At 61.3% G+C, this 18,875-nt stretch carries 19 protein-coding genes and 1 pseudogene; 17 read left to right on the top strand and 3 right to left on the bottom strand.

Features of this window, described 5'->3' with window-relative positions:
- Nucleotides 1-25: 25 nt before the first annotated feature.
- Both BM075_RS21605 and BM075_RS21600 read left to right on the top strand, forming a co-directional pair.
- Nucleotides 26-286: pseudogene (locus BM075_RS21605) on the top strand (ATP-binding cassette domain-containing protein); the annotation flags it as partial.
- A 97-nt stretch (nt 287-383) separates the two neighbouring features.
- Nucleotides 384-1,325 (top strand): YihY/virulence factor BrkB family protein, encoded by a 942-nt coding sequence (locus BM075_RS21600; protein ID WP_093362785.1) that lies wholly within the window; start codon nt 384-386, stop codon nt 1,323-1,325.
- A gap of 419 nt (nt 1,326-1,744) precedes the next feature.
- Here the strand turns inward: BM075_RS21600 and BM075_RS21595 are convergent, their stop codons facing one another.
- Complete coding sequence (locus BM075_RS21595) at nt 1,745-2,581, bottom strand: GNAT family N-acetyltransferase (protein ID WP_093362784.1); 837 nt, start codon at nt 2,579-2,581, stop codon at nt 1,745-1,747.
- 349 nt (nt 2,582-2,930) lie between these two features.
- Nucleotides 2,931-3,203 (bottom strand): hypothetical protein, encoded by a 273-nt coding sequence (locus tag BM075_RS21590; protein ID WP_093362783.1) that lies wholly within the window; start codon nt 3,201-3,203, stop codon nt 2,931-2,933.
- 50 nt (nt 3,204-3,253) lie between these two features.
- Between BM075_RS21590 and BM075_RS21585 the strand changes: the two genes are divergently transcribed.
- Genes BM075_RS21585 through BM075_RS21575 form a run of 3 tightly spaced genes read left to right on the top strand, consistent with a single transcriptional unit; the run spans nt 3,254 to nt 4,882 of the window.
- On the top strand, nt 3,254-3,547 hold the full coding sequence (locus tag BM075_RS21585; protein WP_093362782.1) for a hypothetical protein: 294 nt from the start codon (nt 3,254-3,256) through the stop codon (nt 3,545-3,547).
- On the top strand, nt 3,544-4,677 hold the full coding sequence (locus tag BM075_RS21580) for a WD40 repeat domain-containing protein (protein ID WP_093362781.1): 1,134 nt from the start codon (nt 3,544-3,546) through the stop codon (nt 4,675-4,677). Before BM075_RS21585 ends, BM075_RS21580 begins: the two co-directional genes overlap by 4 nt.
- Before the next feature lie 25 nt (nt 4,678-4,702).
- On the top strand, nt 4,703-4,882 hold the full coding sequence (locus tag BM075_RS21575; RefSeq protein ID WP_093362780.1) for a hypothetical protein: 180 nt from the start codon (nt 4,703-4,705) through the stop codon (nt 4,880-4,882).
- Here BM075_RS21575 and BM075_RS21570 read toward each other — a convergent pair.
- Complete coding sequence (locus BM075_RS21570) at nt 4,879-5,847, bottom strand: hypothetical protein (RefSeq protein WP_093362779.1); 969 nt, start codon at nt 5,845-5,847, stop codon at nt 4,879-4,881. The genes BM075_RS21575 and BM075_RS21570 overlap by 4 nt on opposite strands.
- Before the next feature lie 95 nt (nt 5,848-5,942).
- On the opposite strand from BM075_RS21570, the gene BM075_RS21565 reads away from it, so the two are divergent.
- The 12 genes from BM075_RS21565 to BM075_RS21510 form a co-directional block, all read left to right on the top strand.
- The gene (locus BM075_RS21565) at nt 5,943-7,244 is read left to right on the top strand and encodes an RNA polymerase factor sigma-54 (RefSeq protein WP_093362778.1); all 1,302 of its coding nucleotides are present in this window, start codon (nt 5,943-5,945) and stop codon (nt 7,242-7,244) included.
- 595 nt (nt 7,245-7,839) lie between these two features.
- Nucleotides 7,840-9,504 (top strand): aromatic/alkene/methane monooxygenase hydroxylase/oxygenase subunit alpha, encoded by a 1,665-nt coding sequence (locus BM075_RS21560; RefSeq protein ID WP_093362777.1) that lies wholly within the window; start codon nt 7,840-7,842, stop codon nt 9,502-9,504.
- 80 nt (nt 9,505-9,584) lie between these two features.
- A complete protein-coding gene (locus BM075_RS21555; RefSeq protein WP_093362776.1) occupies nt 9,585-10,643 on the top strand; it encodes an NADH:ubiquinone reductase (Na(+)-transporting) subunit F in 1,059 nt (352 codons plus the stop codon).
- Nucleotides 10,644-10,691: 48 nt separating this feature from the next.
- The gene (locus BM075_RS21550; protein WP_093362775.1) at nt 10,692-11,756 is read left to right on the top strand and encodes an aromatic/alkene monooxygenase hydroxylase subunit beta; all 1,065 of its coding nucleotides are present in this window, start codon (nt 10,692-10,694) and stop codon (nt 11,754-11,756) included.
- A gap of 16 nt (nt 11,757-11,772) precedes the next feature.
- Nucleotides 11,773-12,144 (top strand): MmoB/DmpM family protein, encoded by a 372-nt coding sequence (locus BM075_RS21545; RefSeq protein ID WP_093362774.1) that lies wholly within the window; start codon nt 11,773-11,775, stop codon nt 12,142-12,144.
- An 83-nt stretch (nt 12,145-12,227) separates the two neighbouring features.
- Complete coding sequence (locus tag BM075_RS21540) at nt 12,228-13,250, top strand: amidohydrolase family protein (RefSeq protein WP_093362773.1); 1,023 nt, start codon at nt 12,228-12,230, stop codon at nt 13,248-13,250.
- A 4-nt stretch (nt 13,251-13,254) separates the two neighbouring features.
- Entirely contained in the window at nt 13,255-14,058 is an 804-nt protein-coding gene (locus BM075_RS21535) for an iron-sulfur cluster assembly protein (protein WP_093362772.1), read from the top strand.
- Nucleotides 14,059-14,124: 66 nt separating this feature from the next.
- Nucleotides 14,125-15,756, top strand: coding sequence for a molecular chaperone GroEL (groEL, locus tag BM075_RS21530; protein ID WP_093362771.1), 1,632 nt, complete (start codon nt 14,125-14,127; stop codon nt 15,754-15,756).
- A 59-nt stretch (nt 15,757-15,815) separates the two neighbouring features.
- On the top strand, nt 15,816-16,859 hold the full coding sequence (locus tag BM075_RS21525; protein WP_093362770.1) for an NAD(P)-dependent alcohol dehydrogenase: 1,044 nt from the start codon (nt 15,816-15,818) through the stop codon (nt 16,857-16,859).
- A 117-nt stretch (nt 16,860-16,976) separates the two neighbouring features.
- The gene (locus BM075_RS21520) at nt 16,977-17,372 is read left to right on the top strand and encodes a VOC family protein (RefSeq protein ID WP_093362769.1); all 396 of its coding nucleotides are present in this window, start codon (nt 16,977-16,979) and stop codon (nt 17,370-17,372) included.
- Between the two features lie 534 nt (nt 17,373-17,906).
- Nucleotides 17,907-18,389 carry a hypothetical protein gene (locus BM075_RS21515; RefSeq protein ID WP_093362768.1) on the top strand — a complete coding sequence of 161 codons (483 nt, stop codon included), beginning with the start codon at nt 17,907-17,909 and terminating at the stop codon, nt 18,387-18,389.
- A gap of 295 nt (nt 18,390-18,684) precedes the next feature.
- A partial coding sequence (locus BM075_RS21510) for a transposase (protein WP_177208448.1) occupies nt 18,685-18,875 on the top strand: 191 nt, incomplete at its 3' end.

The raw sequence follows: 18,875 nt of genomic DNA, 5'->3' as shown, positions 1-18,875 counted from the left end.
TAATTGGGTCCTGACCCAAGGGCGCGCCCGCGTCCTGCAGATCGAGCCGCTGTTGGGCCGTCGGCCGGCGCAACTCTCCGGTGGACAGAGGCAGCGGGCAGCCATGGGGCGGGCAATCGTGCGTGGACCCTCGGTTTTCCTGTTCGACGAACAGCTGTCGAATTCGGATGCCAAGCTTCGTGTCGAGATGCGGAGCCAGATCAAGCGCCTTCACGCGATGCTTGGCACTAGGACTATCGACGTGACCCACGACCAAACGGAGGGGATGACGCTGGCGGGCCACGTTGATCCAAGGCTGGCATCCAGACGTGCTTTGGCGGAAGGTGCCTTGGCCCGCTGATACCAAGAGGGCTAAATGTCTGGCTTGAAGCGAGGGATGCCGAATGGCTGAACGTACGCCGACCGAAGCGGGGCGCGACGCCGTCATTACCCACGGCATCGTCACCGACAACCCGGAAGGGCTGCTGCGCGGCACAGGTTGGCGCGCAGTGTGGGCAATTCTCCGGGAGGCTGGGCTGCGGCTCTGGAGCGACGATGCCTTTGGGCTTGCCGGAAACGTTGCCTTCCGGGTGGTTTTGGCGGTCTTCCCATTCCTCATCTTTACGTCGTCTCTAACTGCCTTCGTTGGAAGTCAGAGCATGGCCGATGATCTGAACTCGTTTCTTATCGCCATCGTCCCGTCAGCGCTCATCGAGCCGATCGTATCGGAGGTGGAGCAAGTGATGACGGTCCAGCGCGGCGGAGTGCTGTCCGCTGGTATCCTGTTGACCATTTGGTTCGCGCTCGGCGGTGTGGATGGCGTGCGGGTGGGTCTCAACCGGGCCTACGGGGTCCGCGAGACCCGCGCGTGGTATGTCCTCTATCCATTGATGGCCCTGATGGTCGTGATCGCCAGTCTGGTGCTGGTACTGGTCGGATATCTTCTCGTACTGGCTCCGCGCGCCGGGTCGTGGTTGCACGTGCTGTTTCCCGGCTTCGATCCGGCCTCAGTGACAGTGCGCTTCGTCCGTTACCCGACGGCTGCCCTCATTCTCGTCTCTTCGCTGTTCTTGGCGCACGTTTTCCTGCCAGCTCGGCGTACGCGATTCTCGTCGATCTATCCTGGCGTGCTGTTCACGGTCGGTGCATGGATCACGCTGACTGCGGCCTTCTCCTTCTACCTCGCGAATTTTGCCACGTACTCAAGTTATTATGGGGGCCTCGCGGGCATAATTGCAGCGCTCTACTTCCTGTATCTGGCCGCGCTGGTTTTGATCTTCGGCGGTGAGCTAAACCGCGCGATCCGCATTCGTCGTCTTTCGCGCGCCCTGCGAAGCGCCGCGTAGGTGCTACTCACAATGACGAACGATCAGCACCGGCCCACAAAATACGTTTTTTCCATGCCCGAAATTATCCGACTGGCGGAATTCAGGATGTCCGGTTCCCGCTTCCGCTTCGGAACGTCGAGGACTGGCATCACTAGCGCGGGATTGAAGTAAGCCATAAAACGGTTCGCTGTTGATGGCTTAGGTTTGGTCCTGTGTCGGAGATGCGGAAGGTTAGTGTCCGCGGTGATGGTGGACATTTGGCGCCGCTTGTCGGTTTAAGCGGGGTGGTCATCGGAATGTACGGTCAGGGTGGAGTTTGCCGACTTTAACTCGTCACCGAGGGAGCCGCCAAAGACCAAGACCACCATGTCCCTTAGGGCGTCTGGCTACCTCGCGATAGCATCTGGAACCAGGCTAGATGGGTGCCAGTGGCCATATCAACCTGACCAAGTCAGTTTTCCGACTGAATCTCCATGACGGCGCGCATCCTCCGGAGTCAAGAATAGCGTGTTCGGCCCCTCACCAGCCCGGCGCAGCACCACGCCGACTGGGCGGCGATCGTCGTCCTGAATTACAAAAAGTCCTGTGTGATTGCCGCGGTGGCGGTGCGTCTCGATGAATCGCGACAGGTCGAATGGATCGGAACCTGGCCAGATTTCCGAAGACGGACCGCCGGACCGGGGTAACATTCGCGACAGGAGTTCCGCGTCTTTTTGGCGGGCCGGATGGAGGGTAACGCCGTTGGAAGCGAGGCGTGGTGGGTGGAGGAAGTGCCACTGCTCCGGTGTCATCACGTAGTCGCGGCACGGGTGGGCGCTCTCGGTTCCATGAAAGAACATGCGGCGGCCGGTGGGGGCCCGGGAAAAGCCAAGGCGGGCGAGGAGGGAAAGTGAGGCCGGGTTGTCCTCCCTGGAGGTGGCGACGAGCGGCGGCACAAGGGACGTAAAGTAGGCGGCAAGGGCGCAGTCCATGGCCGTCTTCATCAGGCCCTGCCCCCAATGGGCGGGGTCGAGCCAGTACCAGACGGCGGTTCCCAGGCAGAGGCACCCCAGTACGTCTCCGTCTCGTTCCAGGACGCGCACGCGCTCGGTCGGGTTTTGGCTGTATCCATAGAACGCGTCGGCATCTTCGGGGGTGAAAGGGTGGGGCACGGCTGCGAGCCACGGGTACACCCTAGGGTCCGCGAGGTGGCGGACAACCTGTTCCAGATCGCGCCGTTCGACAGGGCGCAGGATGACAGATCCAGCGTTCAGGATGGATGGGAACGTGTCCATTGGCGCAGCTCACCTTGCGTCGGATCGCGGCAAGGGTGGGCCAGATCGCCAGACGGAATCAACCCTGCTGATTCGGCGTCCAAGGTGCTTTTACCCGACGCTGCATTGCAGCGAAACGGCGACCGATGCAGAACGTTACAGTCTAAAACATAGCACTGTAATGCAACTTTACGGTTCGATCCACGCGCCGGGACGGAAACCGGGAATCCGGCTTAAAACGTCGGAATTCGTTGCGACATGGGGCGCCTTCGATACCCTGCTTGCCACCCGAAGCACCGGGCGATCACACGGGGGAGGGCCGTTGTTCAATACGATGAAAAAGTGGTCGCCTCGCGCCTGCGGTGCGACGTCAATTCGGGCGCTGGCGTCCCGGTGCGTTTGGGAGCATATCCCAAATCGCGGAGAGGTCCGTGGCCATCGCCCGGTGGGCCTTCTGAAGGATCTTGTCCTTCACGGCCGGGTCAAGAGCGTCGAAGCTCTGACGCGCGTCACGCATGCTCTCGGGGTTCCCGGATTCGACCGCACGCGCGATCGCATCCTTGCAGTCCGGGTCGACCTCGTCAGACGAAGCGCAGGCCTGTTGGAGCGCCTGGAAGAAACGGATGTCGGCGGGGTCGATCATCGTCCTGTCCTTTCAGTTCTTGGAACGGCTCCGATCTACAGGGGCGGCGCATGACAGGTCAATCGCGCGGGGTGGAAGACATCCTGATGGAACGGCTTAGGACGACCCAGGACATCGCAGCCGCGAATGTGGAGCATCTTCGCCTGAGCCAGATCGCGAGCGGACTCATGGTGCTCGACATGAAGGCGGAAGAGGACGGGACGTCGGATGAAGAAAGCGACGCAAAACGTCGCGAGACCTACCAAGCACTCGAGAGGTGCATGGAGGAGGTCCAGCGCCTCGAAGCGCGCCTTTCGTCGCTGGACGCAGAATTGACCTCCGTGACCAGAGGAGACGACGCATGACCCAACACAAACCACCCCAGGCCGTTTCTCTCTTTGACCTGATTGCACGGTCCTGGACACTCGGCGCCGAGGTGCGGCAGGTCCTCTTCAACGCCAATGGATCGGCCGTGGCCGCTCTGTTGGCGGATCGGACGCTGGCCTTTGTGCCGACCGAGGATTCTGAACCGCCCGATAAACGGATGCGGATGGAGCTGGAGACCGGGCGCACGATGATCCGGGCTCGCGAAAAGGCACTGCCCACACCGATCCTCGCGGAGGGGACAATCGCCGATCAGGACGCACCGATGTGCCGGCTGGGAGACCAAGGGTTCGCGTTTCTGCACCGCACAGGTTCGGAGATCTGGAAGGCGACAGCGCGCGGCCTGACACTGCGCCAGACAGCTGCGGAAGGTCCCGTCACGGCGTTCACGACACTGCCCACTCAGAACCAGATCGTTTTTGCGTTGGGCGAGCGCGTGACGCTTGTTCCGGCGGATGCGTCAGACGCAAGCCATACCGCAGGTCTGGGTCATGAGGTGCGCAGGATGGCCGTCTCCGCTGACGGCCAGATGCTGGCGTGCTGGGGGCCGGGGCATCTCAGCATTCTCGCGGCCGATAGCCTCGAACGCCTCGCGCAGATCGAATGCGACGGCGAGGTCAACACGTTGAGCTGGTCCCAGGACAATCGCTGGCTGGCAGCCGGGTGCGGCAACAAATGCGTCCTTCTGGTCGACGTTCCCGCAGGCCAAAGCGACCGGATCGTCGACTATCCGGCGCCAGTCTCTGACGTCGCTATCAGTGCGTCGGCTCAGGCGCTGATTTCGTCCGGGGCGTTTCGGGTTGTCGGCTGGCGCTTGCCGGACCTGCCGTTCGGCGACCACGAGGGCACCCCGGTGGAAAGCGGCAAGCCAGGGCTGACCATCGTGGATCATGTGGCGGCTCACCCCAAACGCGATCTCTGTGCCGTTGCCTATGCGAATGGACTGGTGACAATCTGTCAGATCGGACGACGCGACGAATTGATGCTCCGCGAAGGGGGCGGCAAGCCGGTCACCTCGATGGCCTGGTCCGATGACGGAGCCCATCTCGCCATCGGTCAGGCCGATGGCACCGTCTCGATCGCCACTTTTCCGAAGAACATGTTCAAGTGATACCAATTCACGGGAGGGAACACCCATGACCCAAGCCTTGACCGCCGAAGACCAGAGCAAAGACCGTTTCTTCGCATCGCTCGCCAAGATCGCCGAGTCGATGGTGGAGGAACACGGCAAGGACTTTGCGACCGGCGCCCTTATTCTGGCCGCGCAATGGGTCGCCGAGAACCGGATCGGCGGCGAAAAGGACCCGATGCACTAGACGTGTGCCGCCGTCCGATGCGGCTCGACCGGTGAGGCCGGAGTGGCGAGGCTCGCGATTTGACTGATCAGGATCGAACTTAGGGGACCGGCCAACTCGGCAAGCTGGCCGCTGGTCCCGGGCTTGCCCGCCGCCGAGGCGACCGCACCTTGCAGAACCTCTGGCAGATCCGGTTTCACCAGCAAGGAATAGGCGCAAAGCTCATGCAGTCGAAAGGTTGCGAAATGCAGGCTGTCGTCATTCAGCAGAACCGCCCCGACGCGGCGCTCGGGCACATCAACACTCAGCGCATTGCTATGGACCGCGGCGCCGAGGATCGTCAGCACCTGCTTGCGCCATTTGGCGTAGTCGGTGTCCGCCGAATGATCGACCCCCACGGAATAGAGCGTTTCCGAGATGGTTCGGTAAGCGCGCCCGCCGGCAATGTGACGCCGCCAGAAATCACTGGCCTCCTCGACGTCGCGGCACTCCGCGAACCGCCGGGCCAGCTTGGGCCGCATCAGCAGAACCAGCGCCATGTCGACGTCCTCGGAGATGGACCGGGCGATCTGCATCGCCGGCATCGGCAGATCGTTGAGCGCCAGCAGCCGCAGCGCACTGAGCTGTTCGGTCAGCCGCGCCGAAAGCGCGGCCAGGCCGTGCCATTGGTCAGCGGTCAGCCCCTCCACGGTATGATCGAGCCCAAGGCGCGCAGCGGAATGCAGCGCGCGCGTCCAGATCAGGCACTGATCGAACAGGAAGACGAGATCAACCTCCGCGCTGGTCGCCGCGATGTCCACGCGTGGCACCGCGCAAAAACTCGACAGCTCGCGAATGGCGTGGTGCCAGTGGCGGTCGAAGTCGAGCGCCTGCGCCGACCACAATTGCTTCACACGCGCGAGCAATTGCGGCGACAGGCCCGGGTAGTAGAACTCGGGCGCGGCATTGGGCGGGATGCTGCGGTGGAGGGGATCGCGATCACTCATGGCGTGGATGGTAGCGTGGTGGAAACACGCTGGATAGGCCGTCCGGACAGGCCGGTGCAGTCGGATTGTGCACCTGAGGCTGGATACATGGTTTCATGAGCCTCGGACTTCAGGTTCGGAACAGTCAGGCTCAGATCTTTGGGCTGGGGCAGGTCGTGGAAATCCTGCAGATGTCTGTCGATGATCTGGAAAACCACCTGAAGGGCATCGCCGCGACAAACCCCTTTGTCACCGTGGACCGGCACATGTGGACCAGCGCGAACATGGCGGCGCCGGCGGAGGTGATCGAGGCAACGGCCGCGCAACCCTGCACCGGCCTCTACGACCACGTGCTGCGCGAACTTGCGGGACTCCTATCTCGGGGCGGTCCGGTGGAACGGCTCGTTCTTGGCTTGATCGACCATCTCGAGCCGTCCGGCTGGCTGGATCGGTCCGTGGCCGAGATCGCCGAGTCCCTCGGCGTCACCGAAGAGGTGATAGAGGCCGCCTTGAAGCTGGTTCAGGGGCGGGTGACGCCCGCGGGGTTGTTCGCGCGGGATCTGACGGATTGCCTTCGCTTGCAACTGGAGGATCGCGATCTCCTCACGGAACCGATGGTCCGCGTGCTGGGTCATCTGAATGTGCTGGAGTCCGGTGGAGTCGACGCCATGTCGGCCGCGACAGGTCTGAGCAAACAGGACATCGGCAGATACCTGTCCCAGATCCGTCGGCTCGATCCTAAGCCGGGATGCCAGTTCTGCAACGATCCCGCGTTGGAGCGGGAGCCGGACGTTACCGTCCGCGTATCCCAAACCGGCGTCGAGATCGGGTTCCGGTCCGCGGCTGTGCCGGACATTGCCATAGCAGACGTGCCCCGGACGCAGAGCGGACCGGAGACGCGGGAGGCGCTATCGCGAGCGCGGTCGCTAAAGCGCATGCTGGACCTGCGTCGATCGGCATTGGAGCAAGTGGTGGGCTGTCTGGTCGAGCGCCAAAAGGACTTTTTCCTCAAGGGCGCCGAGGCGCAATGCGTGCTGAGCCTGTCGGAGATTGCCGAGGAGACCGGGTTCCACCTCAGCACGGTGAGCCGCGTTCTCAATGGGTTGCTGATCGAGGGGCCCGGCGGAATCGTCCCGGCGCGGTCGCTCTGTTCAAGTTCAGCGTCTGCCGGCAGCGAGCACTCCAAACCCAAGGTGCAGGCCCGGATCAAGGCGCTGGTCTCCGCCGAGACACATGACAGGCCCGTGTGCGACGGGCGCCTGGTCACCCTCCTGATTGCGGAAGGGATTTTCGTTTCGCGGCGTGTGGTCGCCAAGTACCGTCAGGAGATCGGCATTCCGGCTGTCTCGAAGAGACGCCAGCGCCTCGATGATGCGGGCGTGATGCGGCACACACACCCCGTAACCGCGAAGAGATAATTCACCAACTGAGCGTGCAGTGCCTCGCTCTTTCCGGCCTGCGAGCAACATGCCGCGCGTCTTGGCGGCTGGTGAATAATGGGCACCAAACACCCTGATCAATCGCGACGGACCAAATTTGAGCACGTCGCATGTTCACAGGGCTTTACACTGTAAATGCCAGCCTGCGGAAAGCGTAAAGCCAACTGTAAGGTTTTGTAACACCGGTCTTTTCTTACCGGACCCCGCGCACTCGGTGTTTTAGAACCGACTAAAAATGCATCAATAATATCTCTTTTGGTTGCAAGTAGTTAGGCGCCTCGGCACCAAATTTTCCCATCTCCGGCGGTTCTGGAACGGCCCTTGCAGAAAGAAAGGCACAAGACGCAAGCGGCTCCACCAGGAGTCTGCCCCAAGAACGAAGGACAGGGAGACGAGAACAGCGACCGTGTGACTTCAAGCTGAAGCGACGGTCGATGCGGAGACGCCGATCTTTTCAACCTTTGCCCGAACCGTCGCCCTGATGTCCGAGGACGCAGGGCGCCAGAACCAAACGGCGAAAGCCGCCAAAAAGCGACCGGGTCATCGGTCGCGGAGCTCCAAGGAGGCTCATGGCATGACTTTGACGCTAAACAAGATCACGTCGCAGCGTGGCATTTCGGTAGGGGAGGCAACCAAGAAGATCTCTGATCTTGGCTGGAACCCCACCTACGTGCAGGAAGCATCGACCTTCCCGACCGACTACAAGATCACCAAGGCGCCGCGCGACCCGATGAAACAGGTTCTGCGGTCCTATTTCCCAATGGAGGAGGAGAAGGACAACCGCGTTTACGGGGCGCTGGACGCTGCGCTGCGGGGCGACATGTTCCGCAACGTGGAGCCGCGCTGGATCGAGTGGATGAAGCTGTTCCTAGCGATCATCCCATTCCCGGAAATCTCGGCGGCACGTTCCATGGCGATGGTTGCCCGCCTGTCCCCGGGCGAAGATCTGCGCACCGGCTTCACCATGCAGATGGTGGACGAATTCCGCCACTCCACGATTCAGATGAACCTGAAGAAGTGGTACATGGAGAACTACATCGACCCGGCGGGCTTCGACATCACCGAAGAAGCCTTTGGCAAGTGCTATGCCACCACCATCGGCCGCCAGTTCGGTGAAGGGTTCATCACTGGCGACACTATGACCGCCGCCTGCATGTACCTGACGGTGGTTGCGGAAACCGCGTTCACCAACACGCTCTTCGTGGCCATGCCGTCCGAAGCCGCCCGCAACGGCGACTACGCGCTGCCCACGGTGTTCCTGTCGGTGCAGTCGGACGAGAGCCGGCACATCGGCAACGGTCACTCGCTGTTGATGGCCGCCCTGAAAGAGCCGGACAATCACCTTCTGCTCGAGCGCGACCTGCGGTACGCCTTCTGGCAGAACCACGCCATTGTGGACGCGGCCATCGGGACGTTCATCGAATACGGCACCACCAACCGCGACAAGGAAAAGGAATCCTACGCGGAGATGTGGCACCGCTGGATCTTCGAAGACTACTATCGGACCTACATGCTGCCGCTCGAGAAGTACGGGGTGAAGATCCACCACGACGACGTGCAGGAAGCCTGGAAGCGGATCACCGAAAAGAACTACGTCCACAAGGTCGCCCAGTTCTTCTCCGTCGGCTGGCCCGTCAACTTCTGGCGCATCGAAGCCCAGACCGAGAAGGACTTCGAGTGGTTCGAGCACAAGTACCCTGGATGGTACGCCGAGTTCGGCGATTTCTGGAAATGGTATGGCAAGCTCTCGAAGCCCGGCGAAAAGGTGATCACTTTCAACGAGGACGTCGGTTACGTCTATCCGCACCGCTGCTGGTCGTGCCTCGTGCCCTGCCTTATCCGGGAAGACATGGTGGTCGACGAGATCGACGGGCAACTTCACACGTTTGCTCACGAACTCGATCGCTGGACGGCAGTGGAGGCCTTCTCTGACGAGTACCAGGGACGCCCGACCCCGGCGATGGGCAAGTTCTCCGGCAAGCGTGAGTGGGAATCCGTCTACGACGGCTGGGATCTGGCGGACGCCATCAAGGATCTCAACTTCGTTCGCGATGACGGCGAGACCCTGGTGCCGCAACCGCACCTGCGCTTCGACGACAAGGACATGTGGAAGCTCGAGCACGTGCGCGGCAATACCCTCGCGTCGCCGCTCAACGCGCTCCGCGCCATGTCCGAGAGCGAACGCGAAGCTCACATCGCGGAGTACCGCGCGGGCTTCACCATCAATCCCTGCAACTGACCGCAGGCCTGCAAGGGCGGCCCAGGCCGCCCTTGCACTCAGGCGCGCGAGTCTCGCGCCGCGTGAAAAGGGAGGACACGATGACGGACACATACAACGTCCGACTGGAACCGGTAGGCGTGGAGTTCGAAGTCGAGGAAGACGAAACCATTTTGAACGCCGCATTCCGACAGGGGATCGCCTTGCCCCACGGATGCAAGGAGGGACAGTGTTCGGCCTGCAAATGCGTCCGGCTCGACGGTGAAACGGAATTATTGAACTACTCCACTTTCGCGCTGAACGACATGGAAAGGGACAGCGGCCACATCTTGATGTGCCGGGCTGTTGCCTACAGCGACGTGGAGATCGAGCTTCTCAACTACGACGAAGAAGTGTTGTCGAAATCTATCCCGGTGAAACAGTTTTCCGGCAAGATCGTCGATTTTCAGAAACTGACCCACGATATTCGCGGTGTCCAAATCGAACTGGACGCGCCTTTGAAATTCTGGGCGGGTCAATATGTCGACATCACGGTCAAAACGGAAACGGGGGAGGAGATTACACGCTCGTTCTCCATGGCAAATCCGCCGAGCGAAACCCAAAAACTCGGGTTCATCATCAAGAAATATCCCGACGGCCGCTTTTCCAACGAACTTGACGACGGAGGTATCAAAGCCGGGGCCGACGTCCGGATCGAAGGACCCTACGGAATGTGCTTCCGACGGGAAAACCGAGACGGACCCGTGATCCTGGTCGGTGCGGGGTCCGGCATGTCGCCTGTCTGGTCGATCCTCAATGACCAGGTGGTGAGTGGAGAGGATCGCCCCATCTACTTTTTCTATGGTGCGCGCACCCGGGACGACCTTTTCAAGCTCGACGAAATCGGTGCGATTACCGAAGCGCATCCCAACGTGGAGTTCATCCCCGTCCTCAGCCACGAGGAAGAGGGAAATGACTGGGACGGCGCCCGTGGCTTCGTTCACGAATATGTCGACACGCGGCTGAAGGAACTCGGGATCGACGGCGACGGCGATGTCTATGCCTGCGGTCCGCCACCGATGATCGACGCGCTGACGCCAGTTCTCTTCATGCACGACTTCGATACCGACCGCATTTTCTACGACAAGTTCACGCCGACTTCCGGTTCTTCGGGTCACTGAGACCGGCCCGAACGCTAGTGACGTGAACAAAACTCCAGGGAGGCTACCATGGTAGCAACATCAAGCTCAGTCGGATCCGGCGCAGCCGGTGCCGCGCAATTCGTCGGCTCGAAAAGCCGCAAATACAACTACTTCGAACCGCGCGGCAAGCGGGCGACCCACTACGAGGACGTCACCGTCGACGTGCAACCAGATCCCGAGCGCTACCTGATCCAGAACTGGATCATCGAGTTCGAAGGCGGCAAGGGCGGTGGCGCGTACCAGAAGGACAACACCGCGATCAAGTCGAGCAACTGGCATGCGTTCCGTGCCCCCGACCAGGAATGGGAGCGGACGCACTATCAGCGCCAGTCGAAGATAGAAACGATGGTGCAGAGCGTCATTACCAATGCCCGCAAGGCCGGTGCGCCTGCGGCCTTCGACAAGGTCTGGACGACGATCCTGCAAAAGCACCTTGGCGCTTGGAAGCACGCGGAATTCGGCCTTGGCACCTCGCTGATGCAGGCGCAGCGCTACGGCTACACGCAGATGATCAACAACGCGACGCTGACCAATTCCTCCTACAAGATGCGGCTGGCCCAGGACATCACCCTTTACCTGGCCGAAATAGGCATGGACATCGACGGGTGGGATGACGAGCTCGGCAAGAAGGCCTGGCTCGAGGATCCGATCTGGCAGCCGACCCGCGAAGCGATCGAGACGATCATGGGCGCCGAGGATTATCTGGAGCAGTACTTCGCCATCAACATCATCTTCGAGCCGTTGGTTGGCGAGTTGTTCCGGTCCGGCTTCCTGATGCAGGCCGCCGCAGCGAACAACGACTTCGTTACGCCGCCCGTCATCTCCGCGGCCGAGGCCGATTACGAGCGCAATCTCGCGAACACGATCGACCTCATCTACCTGCTCATCAACGACGAGACCCACGCCAAGGAAAACAAGGCGATCTTCGAAAGCTGGACGAAGAAGCATTCCGCATTGGCCGACGCTGCCGCCGCGGCGCTGCAGCCAGTCTGGTCGCAACCGCATTCGAAGCCGGTTTCCTTCGAACACGTCAAGACCGTCTCGCACGAGCGCTTCTCCCAGATTCTGGGAGAGCTCGGGCTCAGCCGCTAAACAAGGAGAACACGCAATGTCTGTGGTATCACGCAGCGCTGGCAACAAGAACATCTTCAAATCGATGAAGGACATCAAGTTCGATCAGACGATCTCTGACGAATGCGGTGTCACCATGAACGATTCCGTCGAGGCGCGCGCCATCGCCGAGTTCATGGAAGAGCAGGACCCGAACGTCGTGGTCACCCACAATCCGGCCACCATCCGGATCGACGGCCATGGCAAACTCGTCTTCAAGATGGATGAAATCAGCGAATTTCTGGGCCGCGAAATGACCGCCGAGATCTTCGAGGTCAACACCTCCACGCACTACGGACGGATGGTCCGCGTCGACGACAACACCGTGATCCTCTTCGGGAACATGGACGACGTGATGGAATACATCTGAGCGGAAGCGACCCGACCCGGATCCGGGGGCGGCATCGCCCGGCCCCGGAGACCTGCAGACAGCACATGCCAGGGAGGACAGCAATGTACAAGGCACCCAACGGAAAAGAGATCTTCGTGCTCGATGGCCACACCCACTTCTGGGACGGCAGCCCCGAGAACCAGAAAAACATCCACGGCAAGCAGTTCATCGATTGCTTCTACGCCTATCACACCAACCTCAGCCCGCCCGAGCAACTCTGGGAGAAGGCGAGGTTCGAGAAGTACACCGAGGACGATATCTATCGCGACCTTTTCGTGGACGGTCCCGACGACATGGCGATCATTCAGTCGACCTACCTTCGCGACTTCTACAAGGACGGTTTCTCGTCCATCGAGCGCAGCACCTCCATGGCGTCACGGCACCCTGAACGCTTCATCGTGAACGGCGCCTTTGACCCGCGCGATGGTGAAAAGGCGCTCGAGTACATCCACTACATGAAGGAAGAGTTCGATATCAAAGGCGTGAAGATGTACACGGCCGAGTGGAACGGGGAGTCCAAGGGTTGGGCCCTGAACGACCCCGACGCCTATCGCTGCTTCGAACTTTGCGAAAAGCTGGGGATCAAGAACATCCACGTTCACAAGGGGCCGACGATCATCCCGCTGAACAAAGATGCCTTTGATGTCCACGACGTGGATTACGCCGCCACCGATTTCCAGAACCTGAACTGGATCATCGAACACTGCGGACTTCCGCGGCTGGATGATTTCTGCTGGATCGCGGTGCAGGAGACGAATGTCTACGGTGGGCTGGCCGTCGCGTTGCCCTTCATTCACGCACGTCCCCGGTACTTCGCCGAGGTGATTGCAGAGCTTCTGTTCTGGGTTGGCGAAGACAAGCTGCTTTTCGGCTCGGACTATGCGATCTGGACGCCGCAATGGCTGGTCGAGAAGTTCTGGAATTTCCAGATTCCCGACGACATCGCCCAGGAACGCGGCGTGCAGCTGACCGACGAAATCAAGGAGAAGATCCTCGGTCTCAATGCGGCCCGCATCTATGACATCGACGTCGACGCGAAGAAAAAGACGCTCGCGGGTGCGCCGGTCCAGATTGCGGCGGAGTAAGAGGATGTTTCTGGACATCATCATGGCGGATCTGGAGACCGAGGTCTGGGAACGCCTTGAACTGGTGACCGATCCGGAGCTCGACGAGCCCATTACCGACATGGGCTTCGTCGAGACCGTAAAGGTCAGCAGCTCGAACAAGGTGGAGGTCGAGTTTCGGCTTCCTACCTACTGGTGCTCGCCGAACTTCGCGTTCCTGATGGCCTTCGGCATTCGCAGGGAGGTCGCTTCCCTCCCGTGGGTGCGCGGGGTCACCGTTTCGCTGCGCGACCACTGCTTTGGCGACGAAGTGAACGAAGGGGTCAACAGCGGACGGGCCTTCAGCGAGGTCTTCGCACTGTACTGCGACGGCGCTGACCTCGGCGAAGTCACGGCCAAGTTCGACGCGAAGGCGTTCGATCGCCGTCAGGAAGTCATGCTCCTCGCACTGCAGGAGCGCGGCTTGCCCGCTGAGGACATCGTCACGATGACGCTCGGCACCTTCGACCGCATCGCATTCGCGGGTGGGGAGGAGGAACGGCAGAAACCGCGATATCGTGCGTTGCTCATGTCCCGCGGGCTCGCCCAAGGCCCGGACGATCCGGCCTTCCCGACTTGGGAGGGGCAATCGATCGGTCCGATGGACCTGAAGGCGCATCTGGCACGACTCCGGGGTATCCGGATCAACATGGAATTCAACGGCGCGCTTTGCAAAGGGCTGGCATCGTCCCGCTACAAGGAGGTCGAGATCGGGCCGGAGGGGCCGACACTGGTGGACTTCATCGCGGGACGCGTGCCGACAAAGGGCAGGGGTGCCAGCGCGGGATAGCCCGAAAACGCAAAGAAAGCCTGAAAATTGGCACCCGCGGCTTGCCGCGCGGTGGAGGAGGAAGACATGGCCAAACTACTGGTACACGGGAAATTCGCTCGCAAGGCATTGGCGCGTGGCGTCGCGCGATTGGCGGCGGCCGTCGAGCCGACACTGGGGCCGAAGGGGCTGAACGCGATGGTCGACCGTCCAGTCGGAACGCCGCTGGTCACGCGGGACGGCGTGTCCATCGCATCCGAGATAGAGCTCACCGACCGCTTCGAGAATATGGGCGCACAAGTCGTGCGTGAGGTCTCCATGCAGACCAACGAGGTTGCCGGAGACGGCACGACGACGGCGATCGTGCTGGCCAATGCGATGATCCAGAAGGGCGTCGCGTTGACCGACAGTGGCGTGCGCCCGGTCGATCTGTGCAAGGGCATCGATATGGCCGTCGCGCGGGTCGTCGCGGAGATTGACGCGAGCTCGCGCGAGTGCGAGGCGAATCCGGAATACCTCAGCGCTGTCGCGCGCGTCTCGGCGACCGATCCGGAGCTGGGCGACCTGGTGGCGGAAGCATTCCGTCGCGTGGGCCGCGACGGTGTGATCTCGGCCGATTTCGGCGTGACGATCGACACCACCATGGAAGTGATGGAAGGCATGTCCTTCGAGCGGGGATATATCTCGCACCACATGGTGACGGACCGGGAGCACATGGAGGCGGTGCTTCGCAATCCCCTTATCCTGATGACCGATCAGAAAATCCTGCAGCCGGCGATCCTCGATCAGGCCATTTCGATTGCCGAAGGGGAGCGGCGGCCGCTTCTGATCATCGCGGAGGAGATCGCGCCGGAGGTCGTCGTCCGCCTGCTGAACGATGGTGGTGCCGGCAAGTTTCTGATCGTGCACCCGCCGGAGTACGGTCATTGGCGGGCCGCCATGATGGACGATCTGGCGATCATCACCGGCGGCGAAGTCCTCGCGCGGGACCTTGGCAAAAAGATCGAGAACGTGACCCGCGCCCAGTTGGGCGGGGCCGAGATGGTGCGCGCGACCTCCTCGATCACTAGCGTGTTGCGTGGAGAGGGCGACAAGGAGGCTGTCGTCGCCCGCCGCAACCAGGTGCAGCGCATGCACGATGTCGCTCCGCCCAACATCGAACAGGACAAGTTGCGCGAGCGCCTGTCCAAGTTGTCCGGCGGCAGCGCGATCATCTATGCCGGAGGGTTCACTCCGGTCGAGCAGAAACGGAAGATCCAGTTGATCGAAGACGCGCTCTGCGCGGTTCGGGCCGCCGCCGAAGACGGCGTCGTCGCTGGCGGAGGTACGGCGTTGGCACAGGTCGCGCCGGTGCTCGATAACCTGACCGCGATCGGCGACGTCGGCAAAGGCATCGCGCTAGTGCGGTCCGTTCTGACCCAGCCGGTCTGGCGGATCGCCGCAAACGCTGGCGCTGACGCAGAGACAGTCGTCGAAAAAGTGGCCGGTGCCGCCGCTGGCCAAGGCTACGACGCTGCGACCGGCAGCTTCGGCGACATGTTCGACGCAGGGATCATCGATCCCGCCCGCGTGCCCGCGAGCGCGTTGGTGAATGCGGCGTCGGTCGCAACGCTGATCCTGACCACCGAAACCCTCGTCGGCGATCTTGAGGAAGGCGAAGCCGATCCCACCGAGGGCCCCGCGCTCGGAGGTGGTGCCGAGCTTCTCGGCCGCCCGTAATCCAATTCGGTCGCGCGCCCCGGCGCCGCGGCCGACGTCTGCACACAGGAGATACGCCGATGAAGGCTGCCAGATTGTACGAATACGATCCCGCAATGAACGTGGATTTGAAGATTGAGGACGTCCGTCCTCCCACGATCACTGCCCCCCATGAGGTGATCGTCAAGGTCGGTGCGGCCGGCTTGTGCCGCACCGACTTGCACATCATCGAGGGTGTCTGGAAGAACATCATGGATACCGAAGGGACGCTCCTTCCCTACATCATGGGTCATGAGAACGCCGGCTGGGTCGAGGACGTTGGAAGCGCCGTCACATCCGTCAAGCCCGGGGACGCCGTGATCTGCCACCCGCATCGGAGTTGCGGCGTGTGCCTCAATTGCCGGTACGGCCACGACATGTACTGCGACCACGGCCTCTTTCCCGGACTTGGGCTCGACGGCGGGTTTGCCGAGTACTTCAAGACCAACGAGAGTTCGGTGATCAAGTTGAACACGGGCATCACCCCGCTGGAAGTGGCGCCGATGGCGGACGCCGGGATCACGGCCTACCGAGCCGCGAAGAAGGCAGCCAAGCGTCTCAATCCCGGTGGCTACGTATTGCTACTCGGGATCGGCGGGCTGGGTCATATCGCGCTGCAGGTGCTCAAGCACACGAGCGGGGCCAGGGTGATCGCGGTCGACCGTGAGCCGGCGGCACAGGTTCTGGCAAAAGAACTGGGCGCCGATTTCGTTCTGGACGGAGGCCCGAACCTCATCGCGGAAGTTCAGGATATCACCGGCGGCGGCGCCCATGTGGCAATCGACTTCGTTGGCGAGCACGGCACGGAGAATACGTGCTGGCAGCTGCTGCGTCAGGGGGGAGAGCTCATCATGGTTGGCTACGGCGGCACCGTCGAAGTCCCGACGCTCGACCTCGTCGCAAGGGAAATCAAGATCGGTGGCAGCCTTGTCGGCGACTACGTGGAACTGGTCGAACTGATGGAGATGAATGCGGACGGCAAGGTGAAGATGCACCAGACCGAATACAAGCTCGCGAACATCAACCAGGCGATCGACGACTTCAAAAACCGCAAGTTCACCGGGCGGGGCGTCATCGTGCCCTAGATCCAAGTCTCCCCAGCCGGTCGGTGCCTCTCCCCACCTGACCGGTCCGTCCCCTGCGGTCGGCGACAGTGGCGCCGACCGCAGGATCTTGCCTTCCGACTAGCAGCGAGCAACGCCATGGCCAAAGCAATTCACTCCATGATCCGCGTACTGGACGAGGATCGTTCGGTCGCCTTCTATCGGGAGGCGTTCGGCTTGACCCACATCGAACGGTTCGACTTCAAGAGCTTCACGCTGGTTTACCTGCGGGGCGACGAGACGCCGTTCGAACTGGAGCTCACGATCAACAAGGACCGAACCGAACCGTATGACCTTGGGGACGGCTACGGGCATCTGGCTTTCTCGGTAGAGGATCTGGACGCCGAGCACGCGCGCCTCGGCGCAGCGGGCTTCTCGCCACGCGATATCGTCGAATTCGAGCGAGACGGTTCTACCTTTGCACGGTTCTTTTTCGTGAAGGATCCGGACGGATACCAGATCGAGGTCCTGCAACGGGCGGGCCGCTTCGTGTAGTCGTGCGGGCTTTCGTCCATGCGTGTGGCGGAACGGCGCAAAGCTGTGACGATGGCACATGCGCATTCCTGCCGGGCGCGGGAAGGCACGCCGATGCAGACGTCTTGAAGAAGGAGGGCAGATTGATGAAGGAGGACAGACATGGACGAAAGTAGCATTCAGGTAGCGGAGATCCGCTCGGTGATGCTGCACGCCATAAATCTGGCGAACCGAGGGAGCCACGACTTGTGGCCCCGCCTGTCGAGTCGACGGACGTTGCACCTGTCTTTGCCGGTAACGGAGCCCGTGCATTATTGATTCGACGACGAAGAGTCGCCCAAAACGCTCGATCCGGTGCCGTCTGAGGATGATTTGGCTGCGCGAAGGACCGAATCGCTCGCCGAGGTCTCCGTTTACCGAGCCAGTCAAGCGGCCTTCGGCACCACTGAACCGCACGAGTTGCCGTTAGGTAAGAAAACCGCGTCGCTTGTGCCAACTTGCCGTAGCAATGCGATTCTCGAACTGCTAGGGTCACCCATCAGGGAGGAAGAGAATATGGACATATTCTCTAAGCGCGACGGACCACGGGAAGAGGACACGCAGGCAAAGCGATTGATTTCGCAGAATGCGCCCGTAATTCGGAAACTTGCCGATCAGATCAGCAACGGCGGTTTCACAAAGATGCGCCAGGAGCAGGCGCGACGACGTGAGGAACCGAGCCCAAAGGGGCTCATTTTTCACGACATGAAATCCAAGGCCCCGAGCGATACACCAGCCCCCTACGTCAGAGTGAGCGTCAACAATCGTGTCGTGCTCACTGACGGCAACAACGGACGCCAGCTCCAAATGCTTGGAGAAGTTCGTGGCAACTTCATGAGACGGTCCTTCGCGCTCGCGACGAAGGAAAACGGGTTCCTGTCTCCGATCGACGAAGAGACCAAGGCGGCGATCGCGCATCTCGAGGACGTCGAGATCACGTCGGAGTTTTCGGAGAAGGATCTGGCCAGTGCTTTAGAGGCCTGTCTCGGTCTGAAATGACATTTGCCACGACACATATCTGGCGCCTGCATCGAATCGAAAGGGTGCTTACAGGTTATGCCTCGTCGCAGCTACTATTCGTCCGGCAAAGTAAGTCTGTCATCGCTTAAGGGCGACGGAAACTATTCGGAAGCGCTTACCCGCAAGGCGGGTAGTGTCCCAACGCTTGGTGTAGGAGGCCGCGCGCGGAGCCCCCGGCGTAGCGCAGCGCGCGGCCGGGTGTGACGCTGGCGGCCACCGCCGATCTTCGAGAAGGTTCGGGTTGCAAGACCTTGAACCAAGAACGGAGATGACGATGACCGATGACAGAATGACGCTGATTGAGCTGGTTGAGAAGCAGGCCGATGGCGATCTCGTGCGCGAGATGCTGGCCTTCGCGGCCGAGCGGATCATGGAAGTGGAGGTCGAGGCGCGAACCGGTGCCGCGAAGGGCGCTCGCTCTCCCCTGCGGGAGGTTCAGCGAAACGGTTACCGGGACCGCGACTG

The sequence above is a fragment of the Tropicimonas isoalkanivorans genome (assembly GCF_900112335.1).
Taxonomy (GTDB): domain Bacteria; phylum Pseudomonadota; class Alphaproteobacteria; order Rhodobacterales; family Rhodobacteraceae; genus Tropicimonas; species Tropicimonas isoalkanivorans.
This window is presented reverse-complemented; position numbering and strand designations above follow the sequence as displayed.